This window comes from Micromonospora sp. NPDC048835 (genome assembly GCF_040649995.1).
In the GTDB taxonomy this organism is placed as follows: Bacteria; Actinomycetota; Actinomycetes; order Mycobacteriales; family Micromonosporaceae; genus Micromonospora.
In genome coordinates this window covers 76720-95250 of record NZ_JBEZGM010000026.1, presented here as the reverse complement: position 1 = coordinate 95250, position 18531 = coordinate 76720, and the positions used below count along the sequence as shown (strand labels likewise).

General features: G+C 72.3%; 10 protein-coding genes. 8 read left to right on the top strand and 2 right to left on the bottom strand.

Translation table 11 applies throughout. The annotated features are described in order from the left end of the window. Together AB0C15_RS26070 and AB0C15_RS26065 are read right to left on the bottom strand one after the other, a co-directional pair. On the bottom strand, positions 1–1282 hold a 1282-nt coding region (locus AB0C15_RS26070), incomplete at its 3' end, for an endo-1,4-beta-xylanase (RefSeq protein WP_357356130.1). A 582-nt stretch (positions 1283–1864) separates the two neighbouring features. Then, positions 1865–2419: a nucleotidyltransferase family protein gene (locus tag AB0C15_RS26065; RefSeq protein WP_357356128.1), complete on the bottom strand. Its 555-nt coding sequence runs from the start codon at positions 2417–2419 to the stop codon at positions 1865–1867. 155 nt (positions 2420–2574) lie between these two features. Between AB0C15_RS26065 and AB0C15_RS26060 the strand changes: the two genes are divergently transcribed. The 8 genes from AB0C15_RS26060 (at position 2575) to AB0C15_RS26025 (ending at position 18531) form a co-directional block, all read left to right on the top strand. Next, positions 2575–3804 (top strand): serine protease, encoded by a 1230-nt coding sequence (locus AB0C15_RS26060; RefSeq protein ID WP_357356126.1) that lies wholly within the window; start codon positions 2575–2577, stop codon positions 3802–3804. 665 nt (positions 3805–4469) lie between these two features. After that, entirely contained in the window at positions 4470–7340 is a 2871-nt protein-coding gene (locus AB0C15_RS26055) for an AAA family ATPase (protein WP_357356124.1), read from the top strand. A 151-nt stretch (positions 7341–7491) separates the two neighbouring features. Further along, positions 7492–8517, top strand: coding sequence for a hypothetical protein (locus AB0C15_RS26050; RefSeq protein ID WP_357356122.1), 1026 nt, complete (start codon positions 7492–7494; stop codon positions 8515–8517). A 149-nt stretch (positions 8518–8666) separates the two neighbouring features. Next, positions 8667–10943, top strand: a complete 2277-nt coding sequence (locus tag AB0C15_RS26045; protein ID WP_357356120.1) for a TOMM precursor leader peptide-binding protein — start codon at positions 8667–8669, stop codon at positions 10941–10943. An 81-nt stretch (positions 10944–11024) separates the two neighbouring features. Next, positions 11025–12488, top strand: coding sequence for a SagB family peptide dehydrogenase (locus tag AB0C15_RS26040; RefSeq protein WP_357356118.1), 1464 nt, complete (start codon positions 11025–11027; stop codon positions 12486–12488). Further along, the gene (locus AB0C15_RS26035; protein ID WP_357356117.1) at positions 12485–13294 is read left to right on the top strand and encodes a hypothetical protein; all 810 of its coding nucleotides are present in this window, start codon (positions 12485–12487) and stop codon (positions 13292–13294) included. The genes AB0C15_RS26040 and AB0C15_RS26035 overlap by 4 nt, the downstream gene beginning before the upstream one ends. After that, complete coding sequence (locus tag AB0C15_RS26030; protein WP_357356115.1) at positions 13291–15474, top strand: NHLP family bacteriocin export ABC transporter peptidase/permease/ATPase subunit; 2184 nt, start codon at positions 13291–13293, stop codon at positions 15472–15474. Before AB0C15_RS26035 ends, AB0C15_RS26030 begins: the two co-directional genes overlap by 4 nt. Before the next feature lie 24 nt (positions 15475–15498). After that, on the top strand, positions 15499–18531 hold the full coding sequence (locus AB0C15_RS26025; protein ID WP_357356113.1) for an ATP-binding cassette domain-containing protein: 3033 nt from the start codon (positions 15499–15501) through the stop codon (positions 18529–18531).

Below are 18531 nucleotides of genomic sequence, written 5' to 3'. Positions count from 1 at the left end.
TGCCGGAGCCTGCGGCGTCGAGGCACATGTTTCCGTACACCTGGAGTTGTTTGTTCGAGGTGTAGGTCCAGGCCTGGTTGGTCTGCTTGTTGCAGTCGTAGAGCTGCACGCGGGTGCCGTTGCTCGTCGAGGCGTTGGGAACGTCGACGCAGCGGCCGGACTGGGTGCCGACGATCTCGTTGGCCGAGCCCGGCGGCACGGTGGGGGTCGGACCGGGCGTGGTGGGTGTGGGAGTGGGGCCGGGGCCCGCGCTGTTCAGGGCGTCCAGGGTGGACGTGTAGGCGGCCTTCTTGGTGCCGTTGCACTCGAAGAGCAGCGGGGTGCCGCCGGAGCGCCACGAGTCACAGTCCCGCACGCCCCACACGGTGAGGCCGTTGCAGCGCGCCACGGCCAGGCAGTCGTTGACCACGCTGCGGTAGGTGTTGGCCTGCGTGGTGCCGGATCCCTCGATGTCCAGCTCGGTGATCTGCACGTCGACCCCGAGGGCGGCGAAGCTGGAGAGCGTGGTGCGGTAGTTGCTGTTGTACGGCGAGTTGGCGTTGAAGTGCGACTGGAAGCCGACGCAGTCGATCGGCACGCCACGGGACTTGAAGTCGCGCACCATGTTGTACACGGCCTGGGTCTTGGCCCAGGTCCAGTTGTCGGTGTTGTAGTCGTTGTAGCAGAGCTTCGCGTCCGGGTCCGCCGCGTCGGCGGCGCGGAACGCCGCCTCGATCCAGTCGTTGCCGGTGCGCTGGAGGTTCGAGTTGCGACGGGCGCCGCTGTTGCCGTCCTCGAACGCCTCGTTCACCACGTCCCAGGAGTAGATCTTGCCCTTGTAGTAGCCGGCCACCCGGTTGATGTGGTTGAGCATCGCGTTGCGCAGCGCGGTGCCCTCCATGCTCTGCATCCAGCCGGGCTGCTGGGAGTACCAGGCCAGGGTGTGGCCGCGCACCTTCCAGCCCCGGGAGAGGGCGTGGTTCACGATCCGGTCCGCATTGCCGAAGGTGAAGTTGTTCTGCTGCGGTTCGGTCGCGTCGATCTTCATTTCGTTCTCGGGGGTGATGCTGTTGAACTCGCGGTTCAGGATCGTCGTGTAGGCGCTGTCGTTGAGTTTGTTTGCGGCGACGGCGGCCCCGAAGTACCTGCCGGACTGGGCTGCGGCGGCACCGAGGGTGCTCTCGGCGGCCTGCGCCAGATTGGGTAGCAGCGAGACGACAAGGGCTAGAATTATCGCCGCTGTTCCGGAAATAGTGAGTGCGCGTAGTCGGGTGCGCCCGATGGGACGGGTCCGGGAAACCATGCTGATCCTCCGGTGGTGGGGTGGGGCGATCGGTGTCGCTGGTCCAGTGGGAGACCCTGCTCGCTCGACGGCGGCCACGATGCTGGGGCCGTCCGAGTGGGGCGGGACCCGCGCCGGGCGATCGCCCGATGCGGGTCGGCTCGGCGTGCCTGGCCTGCGAGCTGAGGGTTGTCACGGGTGACTCCGGTTGCCCGTCGGGGGAGTGGTTGCGGGCACTGGACTCTTCGGTGGTGGACGTGCTGACCTGGCAGGTGGGGGGTCTGACGGTCGCGTGAAGCGGCTCCAGTCCTAAATGATCTTGTTAACGTTCACACTGATCGATGGCTCTCAGGCTGGCAGAAGTTTCCAGTATTTTCAACCGGTAGTTTCGGGCCTGTTACGGATCGGGGCGGCAGGGCTCGAACCCCTTCTGCCGCACCGGATCGAAGCCCTCCGGTGTCGCGGAGCGGCCGGAGCTGCCGGTGGCCAGGCCCGATCGCGGTGACCATCCACGAGTTGGCCGGGGATGGCACCCCCGCCTTTCACTCAGTGAAAGCCGGGTCTTCGCGGCGGCGCCCTCGATTGTCGCGCGGCCGGGCTCAGCTACATCGTCAGCCGCAGGCCGGGCCAGCGGTGCAGCCACCCCTTGGCCTCCATACGGCGGCGGACGGTCGCGCGACCCGCCGCGTTGTCCATGGCCGGCGACGGGCGGATGACCATCCCCACGAGGTCGGTCAGACCGTGACAGGAGACCAGGTGGACGGAGTCACCCCTGAGCGTGACCGCGACGCACGTCGCCGTCTCCGGCCAGCGCGACACCGCGTCCAGGGTGGACAGGTAGGGCTCGTCGCCGTTGCGCAGGTGCATCCGGGCCTGGTTGCGAATCTCCCACGGCACCCCGGGCAGGGCTGCCAGGGCGCGCGCCTCGGCGCGTGCGTCCTCGCGAGGGTCCCGCTTCTCCGGATCGAAGTAGGCGACATCCACGTCCCGCTCCGGCGAGACCGGGAGGCCGCTCATCGCGTCCCAGACGCGGTTGCGAACGAAGCCGGCACCGATCCACCAGTCCGGTAACCCGAGGTCGGCGGTGGCCCGGAGGACCCGCATCGCGCCCGCGTCCGACTCGATCACGCCCACCACGTCCTGCGCGCTCATGGCCATCTCAGCAACCCTAGATCAGCGGGCGCTACCGAGGTCGCTGTGGCCGGCGGACGCGGCGGACCGCTATGACATAGATAGGATTACATGTCTTGCGTGATCTCAGGTATGAAGGCCGAAGGCACGTCCCGGTGCTGACTGCTGAGAAGGAGCGACAGATGAAACATGCCCTGCGCCGCCTACGAACGGGTACGGTCGCGCTCGCTGCCTGCACACTTGGGCTGAGCCTGCTGTCGGTGCCCGCCGCCGAGGCGTACCCCGTCGCCCCTGTCGCCCCACAGTCCGAGCGGGCACCGGAATCGCACCAGTTCTCCGCAGAGGGTGTGACCACTGTCGGTGAACTCCGCACCGTCGCCAGCTCCCTGTCCCGCGCCCCCGACGGCGGGACACAGATCATCAGGCATCCGGGTGCCACGTACATCAAGGTGCACTTCAGCGCTCTGCGGCTGGCTCAGGGCGACCACGTCACCGTGTCGAGCCGGGACGGCAAGGAGAGCCACCGGTACGACCGCGACCTGGACCGGGCGACCGGTTCGGACTACACCACCGACGGGCAGCCGGGTTTCTGGGCCATGTCGGTGGAGGGTGACACGGCCGTGGTGACACTGCACAGCAACAGCCCCGCACGTGGCAGCGCCGCCACCATCGACCGGTTCTGGCGTGGATACGACCGCGCCGAGATCGCCGCGCACAACTTCTCCACCCAGTCCGTGTGCAGCACCGACGCCCGCCGGGACGTGGTCTGCTACCAGAACAGCCACCCCACCGAGTACGCCCGCGGCAGGGCGGTGGCGCGGCTGCTGATCAGCGGTGGTGGACTGTGCACCACCTGGCGGGTCGGCAACACCAACCGGATGCTGACGAACAAGCACTGCTTCTCCACCCAGTCGGCCGTGAGCGGCAGCGAGATGCAGTTCAACTACCAGTGCGCCACCTGCGGCGGCGCGAATCCCGGCGCCGGCACCAAGGTCAGCGGTGCCACCCTCTACCGGGTGAGCAGCGGCGGCTCCAGCCAGTTGGACTACGCCCTGTTCTCGGTCAACAACTTCGCCGCCATCCAGGGATTCGGGACGCTGTACCTGGCAACGACCGCCACCAGCAACGGCACCCGGATCTACGTCCCCGGGCACGGCGACGGCACCGCGAAGCGGCTGTCGATCTACGAGGACACCCAGAACGGCGCGACCTGCGCCGTCCGGAACGCGAACTACAACACCTGGAACATCAGCTACAGCTGTGACACCTCCGGCGGCAACTCGGGTTCGCCCGTGCTGGACGCCAGCCACCGCGTGGTCGCCCTGCACCACCTCGGCGGCTGTCCGTCGAACCAGGGCGCGAAGGCGCACCTGATCTACAACGAGATCGCCAGCCTGATCGACAACGGCTGAGACGGGGGGCCGCCGACGCGCGCTCCGCGCCTCGGCGGCCCACCGGCGAGGTTCTCCCACGGCTGGCTGTCGTGTGGTTGCCAGCGACAACAGGTCAGGCGTGTACCGGATGCAAGCCTCGGCGCGGCGGCCTTCCTCTTTCGTCCGCTCGGCGCCCGCCGCGTCTGCATGTTGCTGTTCGCATGTTGAAGATTGATGGCAGGCGGCAATTCGTGGGATAGATGTCAGTCATTTGTCGCCCGTGCTTACCGTCATCGACGGCGCGCTAGGCGGGACGGGCGTCAGGATTCGCGATCGGATTAGGAAAATGGCCGCTTCGGATGATTGACGATAGGCGGCCGCGATCCTGGTGATAGGCGCACCCCTCCGATAATTGCCCGGGTGTCCTGGTCGCGGCCCCGCAGGGGAACGGGTGGTTCGGCCGCTGGTGGCGGCTCAGGTGGCACGGATGGTGGACGATTTACGCATTTCCGGGACATCGTTGCACGCCTCTGTCGGCGTCGATCCTTTTCTACGGCTTGTGGTGCGATGTCGGAAAGAACCTGCATCTCGTGTCGCCCGTCGAATGGGGATTGGTCGCGCTACTGTGTTTCGACATTCGGCGATGCTCCGGTATAGTGCGACCATTCCCCTCGAATGCTGCCGGAAGGCGTCTGGTCTGTGTGATGACACCTGGGCTGGAAAGCGCATCATCGAGCCCGCGCTTTATCGGGCGACAACCGCAGTTGGCACGTCTCGGGAGAGCCCACTCCACCGTACTGAGCCGTGGCTGGCAAATGGTGTGCGAGGTGGTCGGAGAGCCGGGCGTCGGCAAGACCTCGTTCGTCCGCGAGGCCCTGCAGCGGTCCGTCCCCACCGTCCCCTGGGCCTTCGGGACCTGCTCGCCCGATGAGCGAGGAGTCCCCTTCCACGTGTTCCGGCACGCCTTCACGCAGGGGCAGTCACCTCGACGCGGGGTGCGCGCCGGACGGCCCCCGGCCGAGATCTGGGCGGAGTCCGTCGCCGCGGGGCCGGTGCGAGCGTCGGACGCCCGCCGGTTCCGCACCTACCAGTTGGCCCGCCGGCTGATCGGCCTGGCGGCCCGGGACGGTCTGGTGGTGGTCCTCGACGACCTGCACTGGGCGGATGCCTCGTCCGCCGGTCTGATCGCGCACCTGCTGCGCTATCCGGTGCCCGCCCCGCTGCTGCTCGTGCTCGTCTACCGCCCGCGGCAGATGGCGACCCCGATGCCGTTCGGGCCACCCGATCCGGACGGCGACGCCACCGCCGAGAGGACGTCACACGAGCGACTCGAACTCCGCCCGCTCAGCCTCCCTGAGGTCGCGCTCCTGCACCCCCACGCCGATCAGGTGCAGCTGCGTGCCCGGTACGACCTGGCCGGCGGCAACCCCGGTTACCTGGCGGTCCTGCCGAACGACTCCACCTCCACCACAGTGGACCCGAGCCGGGAGACACAGGGTGCCTCGCTCTCCGACGCGGCGGTGGCCGTGCTGCGCCGCGAGTGGGCGGAGCTGCCGCCCGTCGAGCTGGCCTGCCTGCGGGCCGCGGCGATCGTCGACGCTCCCTTCACCGCGGACCTGCTCGCCGAGGTCGCGCAGGTCCCCACCGCACTGGCAGTCGAGGCCGGTTGGCGACTGGCCCGGCTCGACCTGATCCGCCGCGTGCCCGGCACCGGACGGTTCGCCTTCCGCCACCCGGTGCTGCGGATGGCCGTCGCCCAGGACACCGACCCCGCATGGCAGGTGAAAGCGTGTGCGCGGGCGCTCACCGCGCTCGTCGACCTGGGCGTGCCGGCCGCGGAGCGGGCCCGCTACGCCGAGCGCCTGCTCGCCCTGCCGAACGGCGGCTGGGTCGACCGCTGCGTCACCGTGCTCTGCCGGGCCGCGCAGGAGGTCCGGCGTGAGACGCCCGACCTGGCCATCCGCTGGCTGCGGCTGGCTCTGCACGCGCTGCGGCCGATGGCCGCGCTGACGCAACGTCGCCAGGACGTGTCGCTCGCGTTGGCCCAGATCACCGGGGAGGCGGGGTATCTGGCCGAGAGCAGAGCCCTGCTCCAGGAGATCGTGCCGCTCTTCCCGGCCGACCCGGAGGGACGGCGGGCGCAGGCGGTAGCTCTCTGGGCGCGGGTGGAACGTCTGCTCGGCAACTACGCGGAGGCGGCGGCGATCAGCCGGCGGGAGTTGGCCTCCCTGCCAAGCGGCGCCGCACCCACCGGCGGCTACCGACTCGCCACCGAGATCGGCGTCGCCGGCATCCTGGCCGGTCACCCCGTGACCGAGCTGCCCGACGTCCTCGATGGCGACCTCGGCGTTTCCGGCGCCGACCGGGCCGGCCTGCTGGCCGTCCGCGGTCTGGCCGCCGTCCACGACGGCGCGCTCGACGACGCCAAGGGCCTGGTCGATGCCGGTGCCCGGATCGTCGACTCGCTGCCGGACCGGGACGTACGGGACCACCCCGACTGCCTCACCGCACTCGGCCTGAGCGAGCTGTACCTGGAACGGCAGGCCGACGCCGTGCGGCACCTCGACCGAGGGCTGACACTCGTGCGCGCCGCACACCGCGACGACGGGCTGTGCCAACTGCTGCTCGGCCGCGCTCAGGTGGCCTACCACGGCGGGCAGCTGAACGTCGCCATCGAACTGGCCACCGAGGCGGGCATCGTCGCCCGACGCATCGGCAGCCACCACCTGCTGAGTTTCGCCCTGGCGTTCGAGGCCGAGGCGACGGCATGGCGTGGTGGCCTTCGGGACGACGACCGGGCGGTGGCGCTGGCCCAGAGTGCCGCCGGAATCGCCACCGACCCGGCCACCTGGTGTGGTCGTACCGCCGCCACCGCACTCGCGACGGCGGCGCTGCTGTCGGGCGATCCGGCGACCTGCGCCGAGCTGGTGCTCTGTGCCGGCGGCGACAGCCGACTCAGCCGTCTCCAGACGTCCCTCCGGCCCAGGTGGTACGAGCTGCTCTGCGCCGCCGCGCTCGCCGCCGGTGAGGTGGCTGACGCCGAGCGGCAGGCACGGCTGGCACTGGCCGAGGCGGACCAGGTGGGTCTGCCCGGGCAGCGGGGCTTCGCCCAGTCGGCGTACGGCGAGGTGCTGCTCGCCCGTGGCGAGATCCCGGCGGCGCTGCGGCACCTGGAAGACGCGGCTGACCTGTTCCGTACCGGCGGGATGGTGCTGCGGCGCAGTCTTGCCCTGGCCTCCCTGGCCCGGGCGGCCGAAGCCGCGGACCAGGCCGGCCTGGCGGCGCGGGCCCGACGCCGGGCGTTGGAACTGGCCGGGTGGTGCGGAACGGCACGGGTCGCTCTGCGACTGGCCCGTCCGGTCGGTCCGCGCGAGGTCGCCGCGCTGACCGACCGGGAGTGGCACATCGCGCGGCTGGCGGCGACCGGGGCCACCAGCCGACTGATCGGGCGGCAACTGAACATCAGCCCCCGCACCGTGGAGGCGCACCTGACCCGCCTCTACCGCAAGACCGGTGTCGCCTCCCGGCCGGGCCTGGCCGCCTGGGTCGCTCGGCTCGATGACACCGATCGATGACGGCGTTCCCGGTCGGATGACGTCGTTCGGTGCAACGCCGACGGGCCGGGCAGCACGAGGCCGCGCCGCCGCCGTCGTGGCCGCAGCGCCGCTCACATACTCGACGGCATCGGGCGCGATTCCCGCGAACCGGTGGTGGATGGAGGACGAGATGCTGGGCAGAAGATCCGTCAGGAGCCCGCGTGCCGTCGCCGCGCCGCCGCCGGCGATGCCGATCGCCGCCGCCACGGTGGCGCTGCTCGTGCTGACCGGGTGTGGGAGCGAGCCGGTGGACGCGGCCACCCCGGCGCCCCACGGGTCGGCCGCCTTCGGCCGGGAGCGGGCCGCGCTCGTGCTCACCGCCTTCGACCAGGCCGACTCGGCCGCCTCCGTGGCCGGTGACGTCGAGGCGCTGCGGACCCAGGAGGTGTCGCCCTCGCTGGACCTCAGCATCGCCGCGGTCCGTCGTGCCGCGTACAACCAGCGTCCGCAACCGTCCTTCCAGCACATCAACCCGGTCTTCGCGGTGCCACCCGGCGAGCCGGCCTGCTTCCTCGCCACGGCCACTCTCCGGCTGACCGGCTCGGAGCTGGCCCCCACGGACGTCAGCCAGTTCGTGCGCGACGCCGATGGCCAGTGGAAACTCAGCCACAACGTGCAGGTCACCCAACCGTCGCTCGTGGTCGCCCGCAGCATCGACGGCCGGCCGGCCACCGCGGGCGGCGCCGCCCTGGACGAGACCAGCCGCCGGGCCCTCACCGCCGAGGTGTTCGCCCGCAGCATCGGCTCCACGACGGCCAACCAATCCCTCGTCGTGTCGAGCCCGCTGCTCGACGGTCAGTTCGCCGGCGGTTGGGAGGTCTACGGGCAGCAACTCGCCGGTGTCGGCGCGGCGGTGCAGCGGACGATGGACCGGGCGGAGTGGTCCGACTGCGCGGTCGCGGTGCCGACCGGCACCCTGACGTTCCTGACGATCCACGCCACCGACACGCTGCGCCCGGCACCCGGCGGTCCGGCCACCGTGCGATTGGAACCGCAGAGTCCGGACCTGATCGCCACCGGCCACCGCAAGGCGATCAGCGGGAAGTCGATCCGGGTCACCCGGGTGGAGACCTTCGTGCTGCTCGTGCCGGCACAGACCGTCGGCACGTCGGTGCTGGGGCTCAACGACACCGCGCTGACCGTCGTCGCCGGCTGACTCCCAGCGCGCGTGCGCGGCCTTGGCGACGGCAGAAACCGGTGGCATCACTCGGCTCGGACGCACCGGACCGCGACGATGACAGCAGCGGTGACCGCCGGCGGGGCCGGCGGTGCCGCGGTCCGGCCACGAGGCTCGGGGAGGAACCCATGTGGCGTCCGCGCTTCCGATCGGACTACCTGCCGGTACGGCTGCCCGACGGCCCGCTCGTGGTGCTGGGCGAGACCCGCAGCCTGCTCATCGACGACCAGATCGCCGCGGACCTGGCCGACCAGCTCGACGGTGTCGCGCCGCTGGCCGAGGTGGTGGCCCGGCTGGCCACCCGACACCCGGTCGCCGCCGTCGCCGCGGCCCTTGCCCGGTTGCGGGACCACGGTCTGCTGGTGTCCGGGCCGGCACGTACCTCGGCGGCCGAGGCCGCCGGCTGGGACGCCCGGGGTGTCCCACCGGACGCCGGACAACGCTGGATGGCCGGAGGCCCGGTCACCGTCGTCGACCTCGGGGCTCCCCGGGTCGCCGAGACCGCCGACGCCCTGCGCGCCCTCGGCCTCGCGCCGACGGTGGTCGGGCCGGACGCGCCGCATCCCCACCCGGACACCGCCCAGGTGCTGGTGCTGCCGTCCTCGATGCTCGACCCCCGGCTGGCCCTGATCAACGACCGCCACCTGGCCGCCGGTCGCGCCTGGACGCTGGCCCGGCCACACGGCAACGTCGTCTTCCTCGGCCCGCACCTCGTCCCGGGTCGTACCGGCTGCTGGGCCTGCCTGCGGCAACGCTGGCAGGAGAACGAACAGGTGAACGCCTTCCTCGACGGGCAGGACCTGACCGACCCGCTGCCCCAGACCGGCCGCGCCGTCCTACCCGGACTGGCCACCATGGCGGCCGGGCTGCTCGCCACCGAACTCGCGGTGCTCGCCGTCCGAGGCACCTCGCCCCGCCTCACCGGCCGGATGGTCGCCCTGGACACCCGGGACCTGAGCACGGAGACCCACCAACTGGTACGCCAGCCGCAGTGCCCCGCCTGCGGCGACCCGGACCTCGTCCGCAAGGCCGAGCCCCGGCTCGACCTGCCACCGAGCGGCGCCCAGCCCAGTCGGGCCGAGGACTCCCGCACCAGGACACCCGCCGAGGCGTACGCCGCGCTCGCTCACCACGTCAGCAGGTACCTGGGCGTGGTGAGCCGGCTGACCCCGCTGGAGGCGACCGACAACGGCGTCACCCACACCTACTCGGCCGGGCACAACTTCGCCCAACCCCGTCAGCTCGCCGCGCTGCGCCGCAACCTGCGCGGGCAGAGCGGCGGCAAGGGTCGGACCGACCTGCAGGCCCGGATCAGCGCGCTCGGCGAGGCGGTGGAACGCTACTGCGGCGTGTGGCGGGGCGACCGGCCGGTGCACCGGGCGACCTACCGGCAGCTCGGCCCGGACCGTGCGGTGCACCTGCGGGAGTTGCTGCTGTTCTCGGAACGTCAGTACGCCGACCGGCAGCGGCTCAACCGCGACCTGGGCCACCTGCACCGCATCCCCCGCCCGCTGCCCGACGAGGTGGAGCTGGACTGGACCACGGGCTGGTCGCTGACCCGGCAGACACCGCGCGAGCTGCCCGCCGCGCACTGCTGGTACGGGCACCCGGAGCTGACCGGGCTGGGGGTGTGCTCGGCCGACTCGAACGGCTGCGCGGCCGGCGGCAACCTGTCCGAGGCGATCCTGCAGGGCTTCTGCGAGCTGGTGGAGCGGGACAGCGTCGCGCTGTGGTGGTACCACCGGTCCCGGCTGCCCGGGGTGGATCTCGCCTCGTTCGGCGACCCGTGGACCGCCGCCTGCGTCGACCACCACGCCACCGCCCTGGGCCGCGAACTGTGGGCCCTCGACCTGACCGCCGACCTCGGCGTACCCACCTTCGCCGCGGTGTCCCGACGGGTCGACGACGGACCGGAGGACGTCCTGGTCGGCTTCGGGGCGCACCTGGACGCGCGGGTCGCGCTGACCCGGGCGCTCACCGAGGTGAACCAGTTCCTGCCCGCCGTCGCCGGACCCACCTCCGCCCGCAACAGGTACGGCGTCGACGACCCGGACACCGCGCGGTGGTTCGGCAGCGTGCGGGTGGCCGACCAGTTGTGGCTCACCCCGGATCCCACCCGCCCGCCGCGCACCGCGGCGGACCACCCGGCGTTGACCACCGGCGACGTCGGGGACGACGTGCGGCGGTGCGTGCGCCGGGCGCGGCGAGCCGGCCTGGAGGTGATCGTCGTCGACCAGACCCGTCCGGATGTCGACCTGGCGGTGGTGAAGGTCGTCGTTCCGGGCCTACGGCACTTCTGGCGCCGGCTCGGTCCGGGCCGGCTGTGGGACGTGCCGGCCCGCCTCGGTCGGGGCCCGTTGGCCGTCGACGAGGCATCGGCAAATCCGTTGAACGTCTTCTTCTAGCCGGCGATCCCGAACCACCGGGACCGTGGGAAGGATGTGGGGGATGACCACCGTGCTGGACCCGGTCGGGGGGCGGTCGCCGTGAGCGGCTCCGTCGGCGGCCCGCCGATCCAGGAGTGCTACCGGCTGCGCGGTGACGCCGAGCTGCGGGTCGGCGAGGACGGCTCGCTGACGCTGCGGCAGACCCGTTTCCAGCTCACCCTGGAGCAACCGGGCATCGGCCGTCGGGCGCTGCTGCTGAGGCTCGCCGCCGACTGGGTCGACGACGTCGAGGTCGGCCGGCTGATCAGCCGCCTGGAGGGGGAGAACCGGGTGTTGCCCGCGCAGCTGCTGCTCCGCCGGCTCCTCGCCCACTCCTGGCTGGAGCGCCGCGTCCAGGTCGACGATCGTCCGCTGCTCGACCTGGTGCCCACCGGCCTGGGGCGGGGGAGCCTGCCGGAGAGTCGGCCGCACACCCCCGGGGTCCGCTACCGGCTCTCCCGCTTCGCCGCCCTCCAGCACGAGCGGGGCAGGCTGGTGGCCGCGTCACCGCTGAGCACCCTCGTCGTCGGGTGCGCCGACGCCGCCGTCGGCGCCGTACTCGCCGCCGCGGCGCCGGGCATCGGACCCGAGGCGGTGGCCCACACGCTCGGCGTGCCGCCGGAGGTCGCCGGACGGGTGCTCGACGAGCTGACCACCGCCCGGATCCTGGTCACCGAGGCCGAGTTCGCGGCCGAGTGCGACGACGCGCCGCTTGCCTACTGGTCGCCGGAGGAGTTGCGACTGCACCATCGCTCCCGGGCCGGCCGGCACGCGCTGCCGGTGGGCGGCACCTACCGGATGCGGGAACGCTTCGGCCCGCAACCGCTGCGCCGCCCGTACGACGGGGGCCGGGCGGTCGAGCTGCCACTGCCGGACCTGGCGACGATCGCCAAGGCGGACCCCCCGTTCAGTCAGGTGGTCGCCGACCGGCGCAGCGTGCGCGACCACGACGACGCGACGCCGCTGTCCCTCGAACGGCTCGCGGAATTCCTGTATCGGTCGCAGCACACCGCCGCCGTCGGCGAGGCCGGTGGGCAGGAGGTCGGCCACCGGCCCTACCCCGGCGGCGGCGGCGTCTACGAACTGGAGATCTACCCGCTCGTCGCGCGCTGCGCGGGGCTCGATGCAGGGCTCTACCACTACGACCCGGTCGGACACCGGCTGGAACCGGTCGCCGGCTGGGGAGCGGCGGCCGACCGCTTGTTGGCGTACGCCCGGGCCTCCGGCGCCCTGCCCCGTCCGCCGCAGACGGTCCTGGTGGTCACCGCCCGCGTGCAGCGGCTCATGTGGAAGTACGAAGGGATGAGCTACGCGATGATTCTCAAGGACGCGGGGGTGCTGACCCAGCAGATGTACCTCGTCGCCACCGCCATGGGGCTGGCACCGTGCGCGCTCGGCGCCGGTGACTCGCAGGCCTTCGCCGAGTTGTCCGGGCTCGACCCGCTCGTCGAGCCGAGCGTGGCCGACTTCCTGCTCGGCTCACGCCGCGCCACCGACCCGGCCGCGGCCCAGGGCCGGCCATGAAGTTCCGGCGGCAGGCGCTGCGCCAGTTGGAGGCGCCCGAGCAACTGGACCGGGCGGTGCGGCTGACCACGGTCCCGAACTGGCTGGCCACCACCGCGCTGGTCATCGTCGTGGTCGCCGCGGGTGTCTGGTCGGTACGCACGGTGGTGCCCCGGACCGTCGAGGCGGCCGGGGTCTTGATCCACTCGAACGGGATCTCGGCCCTCGACGCGCTCGACGCCGGTCAGGTCACCAAGGTGTGGGCGTCACCGCACCAGCGGGTGCCCAAGGGAACACCCCTCTACAGCCTGCGCACCGCCGACGGCAAGGTGCGGGTGGAGACCGCCCCGGGTGACGCGTACGTCGTCGCCTGGCTGGTCTCCGAAGGTGAGATCGTCACCCCGGGCACGCACCTGGCCGACCTGGAACGGCTCGACACCGCCGGGGACGCGTTGCAGGCGGTCGTCTACGCCCCCGCCGTCGCCGCCCCACTGCTGCAACCCGGCGTGTCCGTGGAGGTGGCCGCCGCGGCCGCGCCGCGCAACGTGTTCGGCACCCTGGCCGGCCAGGTGGCCACCGTCGGCGCCTTCCCGGAGACGGAGGCCTCGCTGCGGGCCTTTCTGGGCACCGGGCCGGACGTCCGGCGGCTGCTCGCCCGCGGCAGCGTGGTGCGGGTGACGGTCGCCCTGGAGCCGGACCCGGCCGCGCCGGGGGGCCTGCGCTGGACCAAGTCGCCGCCACCGTTCCAGCTCAACTCGGCAAGCGAGGTCACCGCCTGGTTCACCGTGGACCGGGAACACCCGATCGACTGGTTGCTGCGGCGATGAGCGCGCCGACGACCGCCGTCAGCGGCGCACCGCCGCTGCCCAGGATCCGGCGTCGACGGGTCCGTACGCCCACCCTGATCCAGATGGAGGCGGTGGAGTGCGGCGCCGCCGCGCTGGGGATCCTGCTCGCCCACCACGGCCGGCACGTGCCGCTCGAGGAGTTGCGCCGGGTGTGCGGCGTCAGCCGGGACGGCTCCACCGCGGCCACCGTGCTCAAGGGCGCGCGCCGGTACGGCATGGTGGCCAAGGGTTTCCAGATGGACCTGGCCGGCCTGGCCACCGTGGCGCTGCCGGCGGTGCTGTTCTGGCGCTTCGAGCACTTCGTGGTGCTGGAGGGCCTCGGCCGTAAGGTCCACATCAACGATCCGGCCACCGGCCCCCGTGCGGTGAGCTGGGAGGAGTTCGACGGCGCCTTCACCGGCATCGTGCTCACCATGGAGCCCGGCCCGGAGTTCCGGCCCGGCGGCACCCGCTACCGGCTCGTCCGGGCGCTTGCCGAGCGGTGGCGCGGCCCCGGCTCGGCGATCGCGCAGATGCTGCTGCTCGGCCTGCTGATCGCCGTGGTCGGTCTGACCATCCCGGTGATGGCCAAGGTCTTCGTCGACCGGGTGCTGTTGCAGGAGGACCGGGCCGCGTTCGCCGGCCTGGTGGCGGCGGTGGCGGTGGCCACCGTGCTGACCTTCCTGGCCAGCCTGCTCCAGCAACGCCTGACCGTACGCGCGGAGACGGCGCTCGCCCTGGCCAGCGCCGCCCGGTTCTTCCGACATCTGCTGCGGCTGCCGCCGACCTTCTTCGACCAGCGGCAGGCCGCCGACCTCAGCCAGCGGGTACGCGGCAACGAGGTGGTCGCCGAGGTGCTCACCCGGCGGACGGCCACCACCGTGGTGGACACCGGTCTGGTGCTGGCCTACGGGGCTCTGCTCTGCCATTACGACCTGCTGCTCGGACTGTGCGCGGTGGTGCTCGCCGGGCTGAACGTCAGCGTGCTGCGCTACGTCGCCGCGACCCGTTCCACCGCGGTGGCAGGGCTGCAGGCGGACCGCAGCAAGCTGGTGACCACCGTGTACACCACGGTCCAGATGATCGAGACAGTGAAGGCCGGCGGCGAGGAGGAGCGCGCCGTGGCCCGCTTCGCGGCCCGTCACGCCACCGTCGCCACCCGTCAGCAGCGGTTGGGGGTACCCACGGCGGTGCTCTCGGTCCTCCCGGCGCTGCTCGCCTCGGGGACCACCGCGGTGCTGCTCGGGTTGGGCAGCCGGCAGGTCGTGGCGGAGGCGATGAGCGTCGGCGTGCTTGTCGGCATGCAGAGCCTGGCCGCCGCGATGAACCGCCCGTTGGGCAACCTGACCGCGCTGGGCTCCCGGTTGCAGGACATGAGCGCCGACCTCAACCGGCTGCGTGACGTGGAACGCTACCCACTGCCGTCGGCCGGGGACCCGCCCGCCCGACCGATGACGCCGATGGAGGGGCACCTGCGCATCGAGGAGGTCACCTTCGGCTACAACCCGTTGGGCCGTCCGCTGCTGGAGAACTTCAGTCTGGACCTTCCGCCCGGCGCCCGGGTGGCGCTCGTCGGGCGGTCGGGCAGTGGCAAATCCACCGTCGGCAGGCTTGTCGCCGGGCTCTACCGTCCCTGGACCGGACGGGTCACCGTGGACGGACTGGAACGGGCCGCGGCCGACGACGGGCTCTGGGCGGCCACCGTCGCCATGGTCGACCAGGACCAACGCCTGTTCGAGGGGACGGTCCGGGACAACGTCACCATGTGGGACCTCACGGTCGCCGACGAGGACGTCGTCACCGCGCTCACCGACGCGTGCCTCTACGACGAGGTCGCGGCCCGTCCGGGTGGTCTCGGCAGTCCGGTACGGGAGAACGCCCGCAACTTCTCCGGCGGGCAACGGCAGCGCCTCGAGATCGCCCGGGCGCTCGTGCGCAATCCCCGGGTGCTGGTGCTGGACGAGGCCACCAGCGCGCTCGACGCCGAGACCGAGCGCCGCATCGACAGGCACCTGCGCCGGCGGGGAGCGACGTGCCTGATCGTGGCCCACCGCCTGTCCACCGTCCGCGACTGCGATCTGATCGTCGTGCTCGACGGCGGTCGGGAGGTGGAGCGCGGCACGCACGAGCAGCTTGTCGCCCAGGACGGGGCGTACGCGCGCCTGGTCCGGGACCACTGACCGCGACGACCCGAGGAGACGCTGATGAGTGGCGCGGTGGAGGAACCTCCGGCCGGCGGCCTGATCGGGTTCTGCGCGGACGGCGTACGCCAGGTCTGTCGCCTGGACGGCCCGGCGGCCGGCTGGCTGGTGACCGGGGGTGAGGCCGACCTGTTCGCGGTGCGTCGGGCCGGGGTGAGTCCTTCGCGTCGGCACCACGTGGCCCGGCTGCCGGCGGGTGGCCTGGTGCCGACGTCCACCGCGATCGGTGCGTGGCAGTTGATCCTGGTGCCGCTGCCCGGCACGGAACTGCGCGGCCTGTCCCGGCGTCACCTGTCCCTGCTGGAGCGGCATGTCCGGCTGGGGCAGGTGGCGGACGAGGGGGCGTCGTCGCGGGCGCGGACCGCCGCGACGGAGCTGGTCGCGGCCCTGGACCTGGTGCTGGTCACGATCGCCGACGCGCTGCGCCGCGGGCAGGCTCCCCGGGAGGCGTCGACCCTCAGCGGGCGCGAGATCATCTCGCTGGCGCCGGGGAGTGCGCTCACCTCCACCGGCGGGGCGTGGTGGCTGCGCAGCGCCGGCGGACAACTGCGACGCAACGACGGTGGCCCGGCGGAGATGTCGGGGGAGCGGGAGCTGCTGCTCGTCGCCGAGCGGGACTGGGTGGTGGCCGAGTCGTCGTGCGCGGTGGAGAGCCACGGCAGTGGGGACCTGCTTGTCGACGGTGAACTGCGATCGGCCGTGGACCAGCATGTGGCCCGGCTGCTGCGCATGGTGGAGACCCGGATCGAGGAGGCCGACACGGCGCTGCTGAGCGCCGTGCGGCGCCGCCGGGAGGCCGACGCGGCGGTGCTCGCCGCGGCGGCCCGCCGGTCCATCGGGGTGATCGGCGCGGGCGGTGCGGTTCCGGTCCCCGACGACGAGGCCGGCTTCGACAGGTACGGGCGGGCGGCAGCGGTGCTCCGGGTGGTCACCGAGGGGATGGGCAGCCCGATCAACGAGCCGGCCGACCGCAGTCGAACGCCGTCGGACGACCGGGCGGCGGTGCACGCGGTGACCCGGGCGTCCAGCCTGTTCCTCCGGGAGGTGCGGCTGCCGGAGCGATGGTGGCGGCGGGACCTCGGGCCACTCGTGGGGTGGCGGGCCGACGACGACCCGGAGCGCGCCGTCGCGGTGCCGCTGATGTTCCGCCGGGGGCGTTACCACCATGTCGACCCGGACACCCGCGCCTACGCGCGGATCGACGCGGCGGTGGCCGCCACGTTCGGCGCCGAGGCCACCGAGGTGCAGGCGCCGCTGCCGTCGACCGCCCGGATGCGCCACCTGCTGCGGGCCGGGCTTGTCGGCGCGTCCCGCGACGTGCGGGGTCTGGTGTTCGCCGCCACCTGCGTGGCCCTGCTGGGTCTGGGGGTGCCGCTCGCCACCGGCGAGGTGCTCGGCCAACTGGCCCGCCGGGGCGAGGTGACCGGCCTCGGCGGCTTCCTCGCGCTGATGCTCAGCGCCGCGGTGGTCGCCGGGCTGGTGGGCGTGGTGCAGAACCTCCGGCTGCTGCGGTTGGACGGCCGGATGCAGTCCGGTGCGCAGCTGGCGGTCTGGGACCGGCTGATGCGGCTACCGGCCCGGTTCTTCGCCGGTCGCAGCAGTGGTCAGATCGCCAACTCGATGTTGGGGATCTCGTTCGTCGGTGAGGCGTTGAGCGCGCTGCTGCCGCAGCTCGTCTCGGCGGCCGCGACCGTCGCGGTGACCCTCGGCATGCTCCTGGTGGTCGAGCCCGTGCTCGGGCTGTGGGGAGCGGGGATCGTCGCCGTCACCATGCTGACCTTCGGCGCGTTCGCCGTGCTGATCGTCCGTCAGCAACGGTCCGCGCTGCCGGCCGAGCACCGTGCGGCGGCGATGACCAACCAACTGCTCGGCGGCATCGTCAAGATCAAATTGGCCGCCGCCGAAACCCGCGCCCACGCACGCTGGTCGGAGGTCGCCGCCACCGCCCGAGCGGCGCTGCAACGGGTCCGACAGAGCCAGGCGGGCCTGGTCGCCTTCGGCACCGTCCTGCCGATCGCCGGCCAACTGGTCCTGTTCGCCGTGCTGATGGGCCCGCTGGCCGGCCGGGTCTCACCAGCCGACTTCTTCATCCTCAACATCGGTTTCGCGATGCTGCTCGGCGCGCTGCTGGTGCTGGTGTCCGCCGGGGTCGAAGTGATCGCCGCGGTGCCCCGGCTGGGCAGCCTGCGGGAGATCCTGCACGCCGACCCCGAGGCACGACCGGACCGGGTGGACCCGGGCGAGTTGCGCGGCGAGATCGCGCTGCACCGGCTCACGTTCGCCTACCAGCCGGACGAGCCCCCGGTCCTCGTCGACATCGACCTGCACATCCGCCCGGGTGAGTTCGTCGCCATCGTCGGGCCGAGTGGCTGCGGAAAATCCACACTGCTGCGGTTGCTGCTCGGCTTCGAACGCCAGCAGCAGGGGGCGGTGCTCTACGACGGCCAGGACCTCTCCGAACTCGACGTCCACGCGGTCCGCAGGCAGTGCGGGGTGGTCCTGCAGGACGGCCAGCTCTTCGCCGGCTCGGTACGCGACAACATCTGCGGCGCCGGCAGCTTCCCCCTGGACCAGGTCTGGGAGGCGGCGCGGATGGCTGGCCTCGCCGACGACCTGGAGGCGCTGCCGATGGGGATGAGCACGATGGTGCCGTTCGGTGGCGGGACGCTCTCCGTCGGGCAGCGCCAACGAGTGCTGATCGCCCGTGCGCTGGCCCCGCTGCCCCGGATCATCTTCCTCGACGAGGCGACGAGCGCGCTGGACAACCGGACTCAGGAGGTGGTCAGCCGCAGCACCGCGGCCCTGGCCGCGACCCGGGTGGTCATCGCCCACCGGTTGTCCACGGTCCGCGCGGCGGACACCATCGTGGTCCTCGAGGCAGGGCGGATCGTCCAGCGGGGCAGCTTCGACGAGTTGATGGACCAGCCGGAGGGGCTGTTCCACAGGTTGGCGCGGCGACAACTGCTCACCGAACCGGAGCGGTCCGACGCCGTGCCGGAGAGTCGACCGGCCGACGGGCAGCCCGCGACGAGCTGA

What these genes read in the sequence shown, in the direction of transcription:
- AB0C15_RS26045 (WP_357356120.1), top strand. Translation starts at nt 8,667, where the DNA reads ATGTGGCGTCCGCGCTTCCGATCGGACTACCTGCCGGTACGGCTGCCC.
- AB0C15_RS26050 (WP_357356122.1), top strand. Translation starts at nt 7,492, where the DNA reads ATGCTGGGCAGAAGATCCGTCAGGAGCCCGCGTGCCGTCGCCGCGCCG.
- AB0C15_RS26025 (WP_357356113.1), top strand. Translation starts at nt 15,499, where the DNA reads ATGAGTGGCGCGGTGGAGGAACCTCCGGCCGGCGGCCTGATCGGGTTC.
- AB0C15_RS26060 (WP_357356126.1), top strand. Translation starts at nt 2,575, where the DNA reads ATGAAACATGCCCTGCGCCGCCTACGAACGGGTACGGTCGCGCTCGCT.
- AB0C15_RS26035 (WP_357356117.1), top strand. Translation starts at nt 12,485, where the DNA reads ATGAAGTTCCGGCGGCAGGCGCTGCGCCAGTTGGAGGCGCCCGAGCAA.
- AB0C15_RS26055 (WP_357356124.1), top strand. Translation starts at nt 4,470, where the DNA reads ATGACACCTGGGCTGGAAAGCGCATCATCGAGCCCGCGCTTTATCGGG.
- AB0C15_RS26065 (WP_357356128.1), bottom strand. Translation starts at nt 2,419, where the DNA reads ATGGCCATGAGCGCGCAGGACGTGGTGGGCGTGATCGAGTCGGACGCG.
- AB0C15_RS26030 (WP_357356115.1), top strand. Translation starts at nt 13,291, where the DNA reads ATGAGCGCGCCGACGACCGCCGTCAGCGGCGCACCGCCGCTGCCCAGG.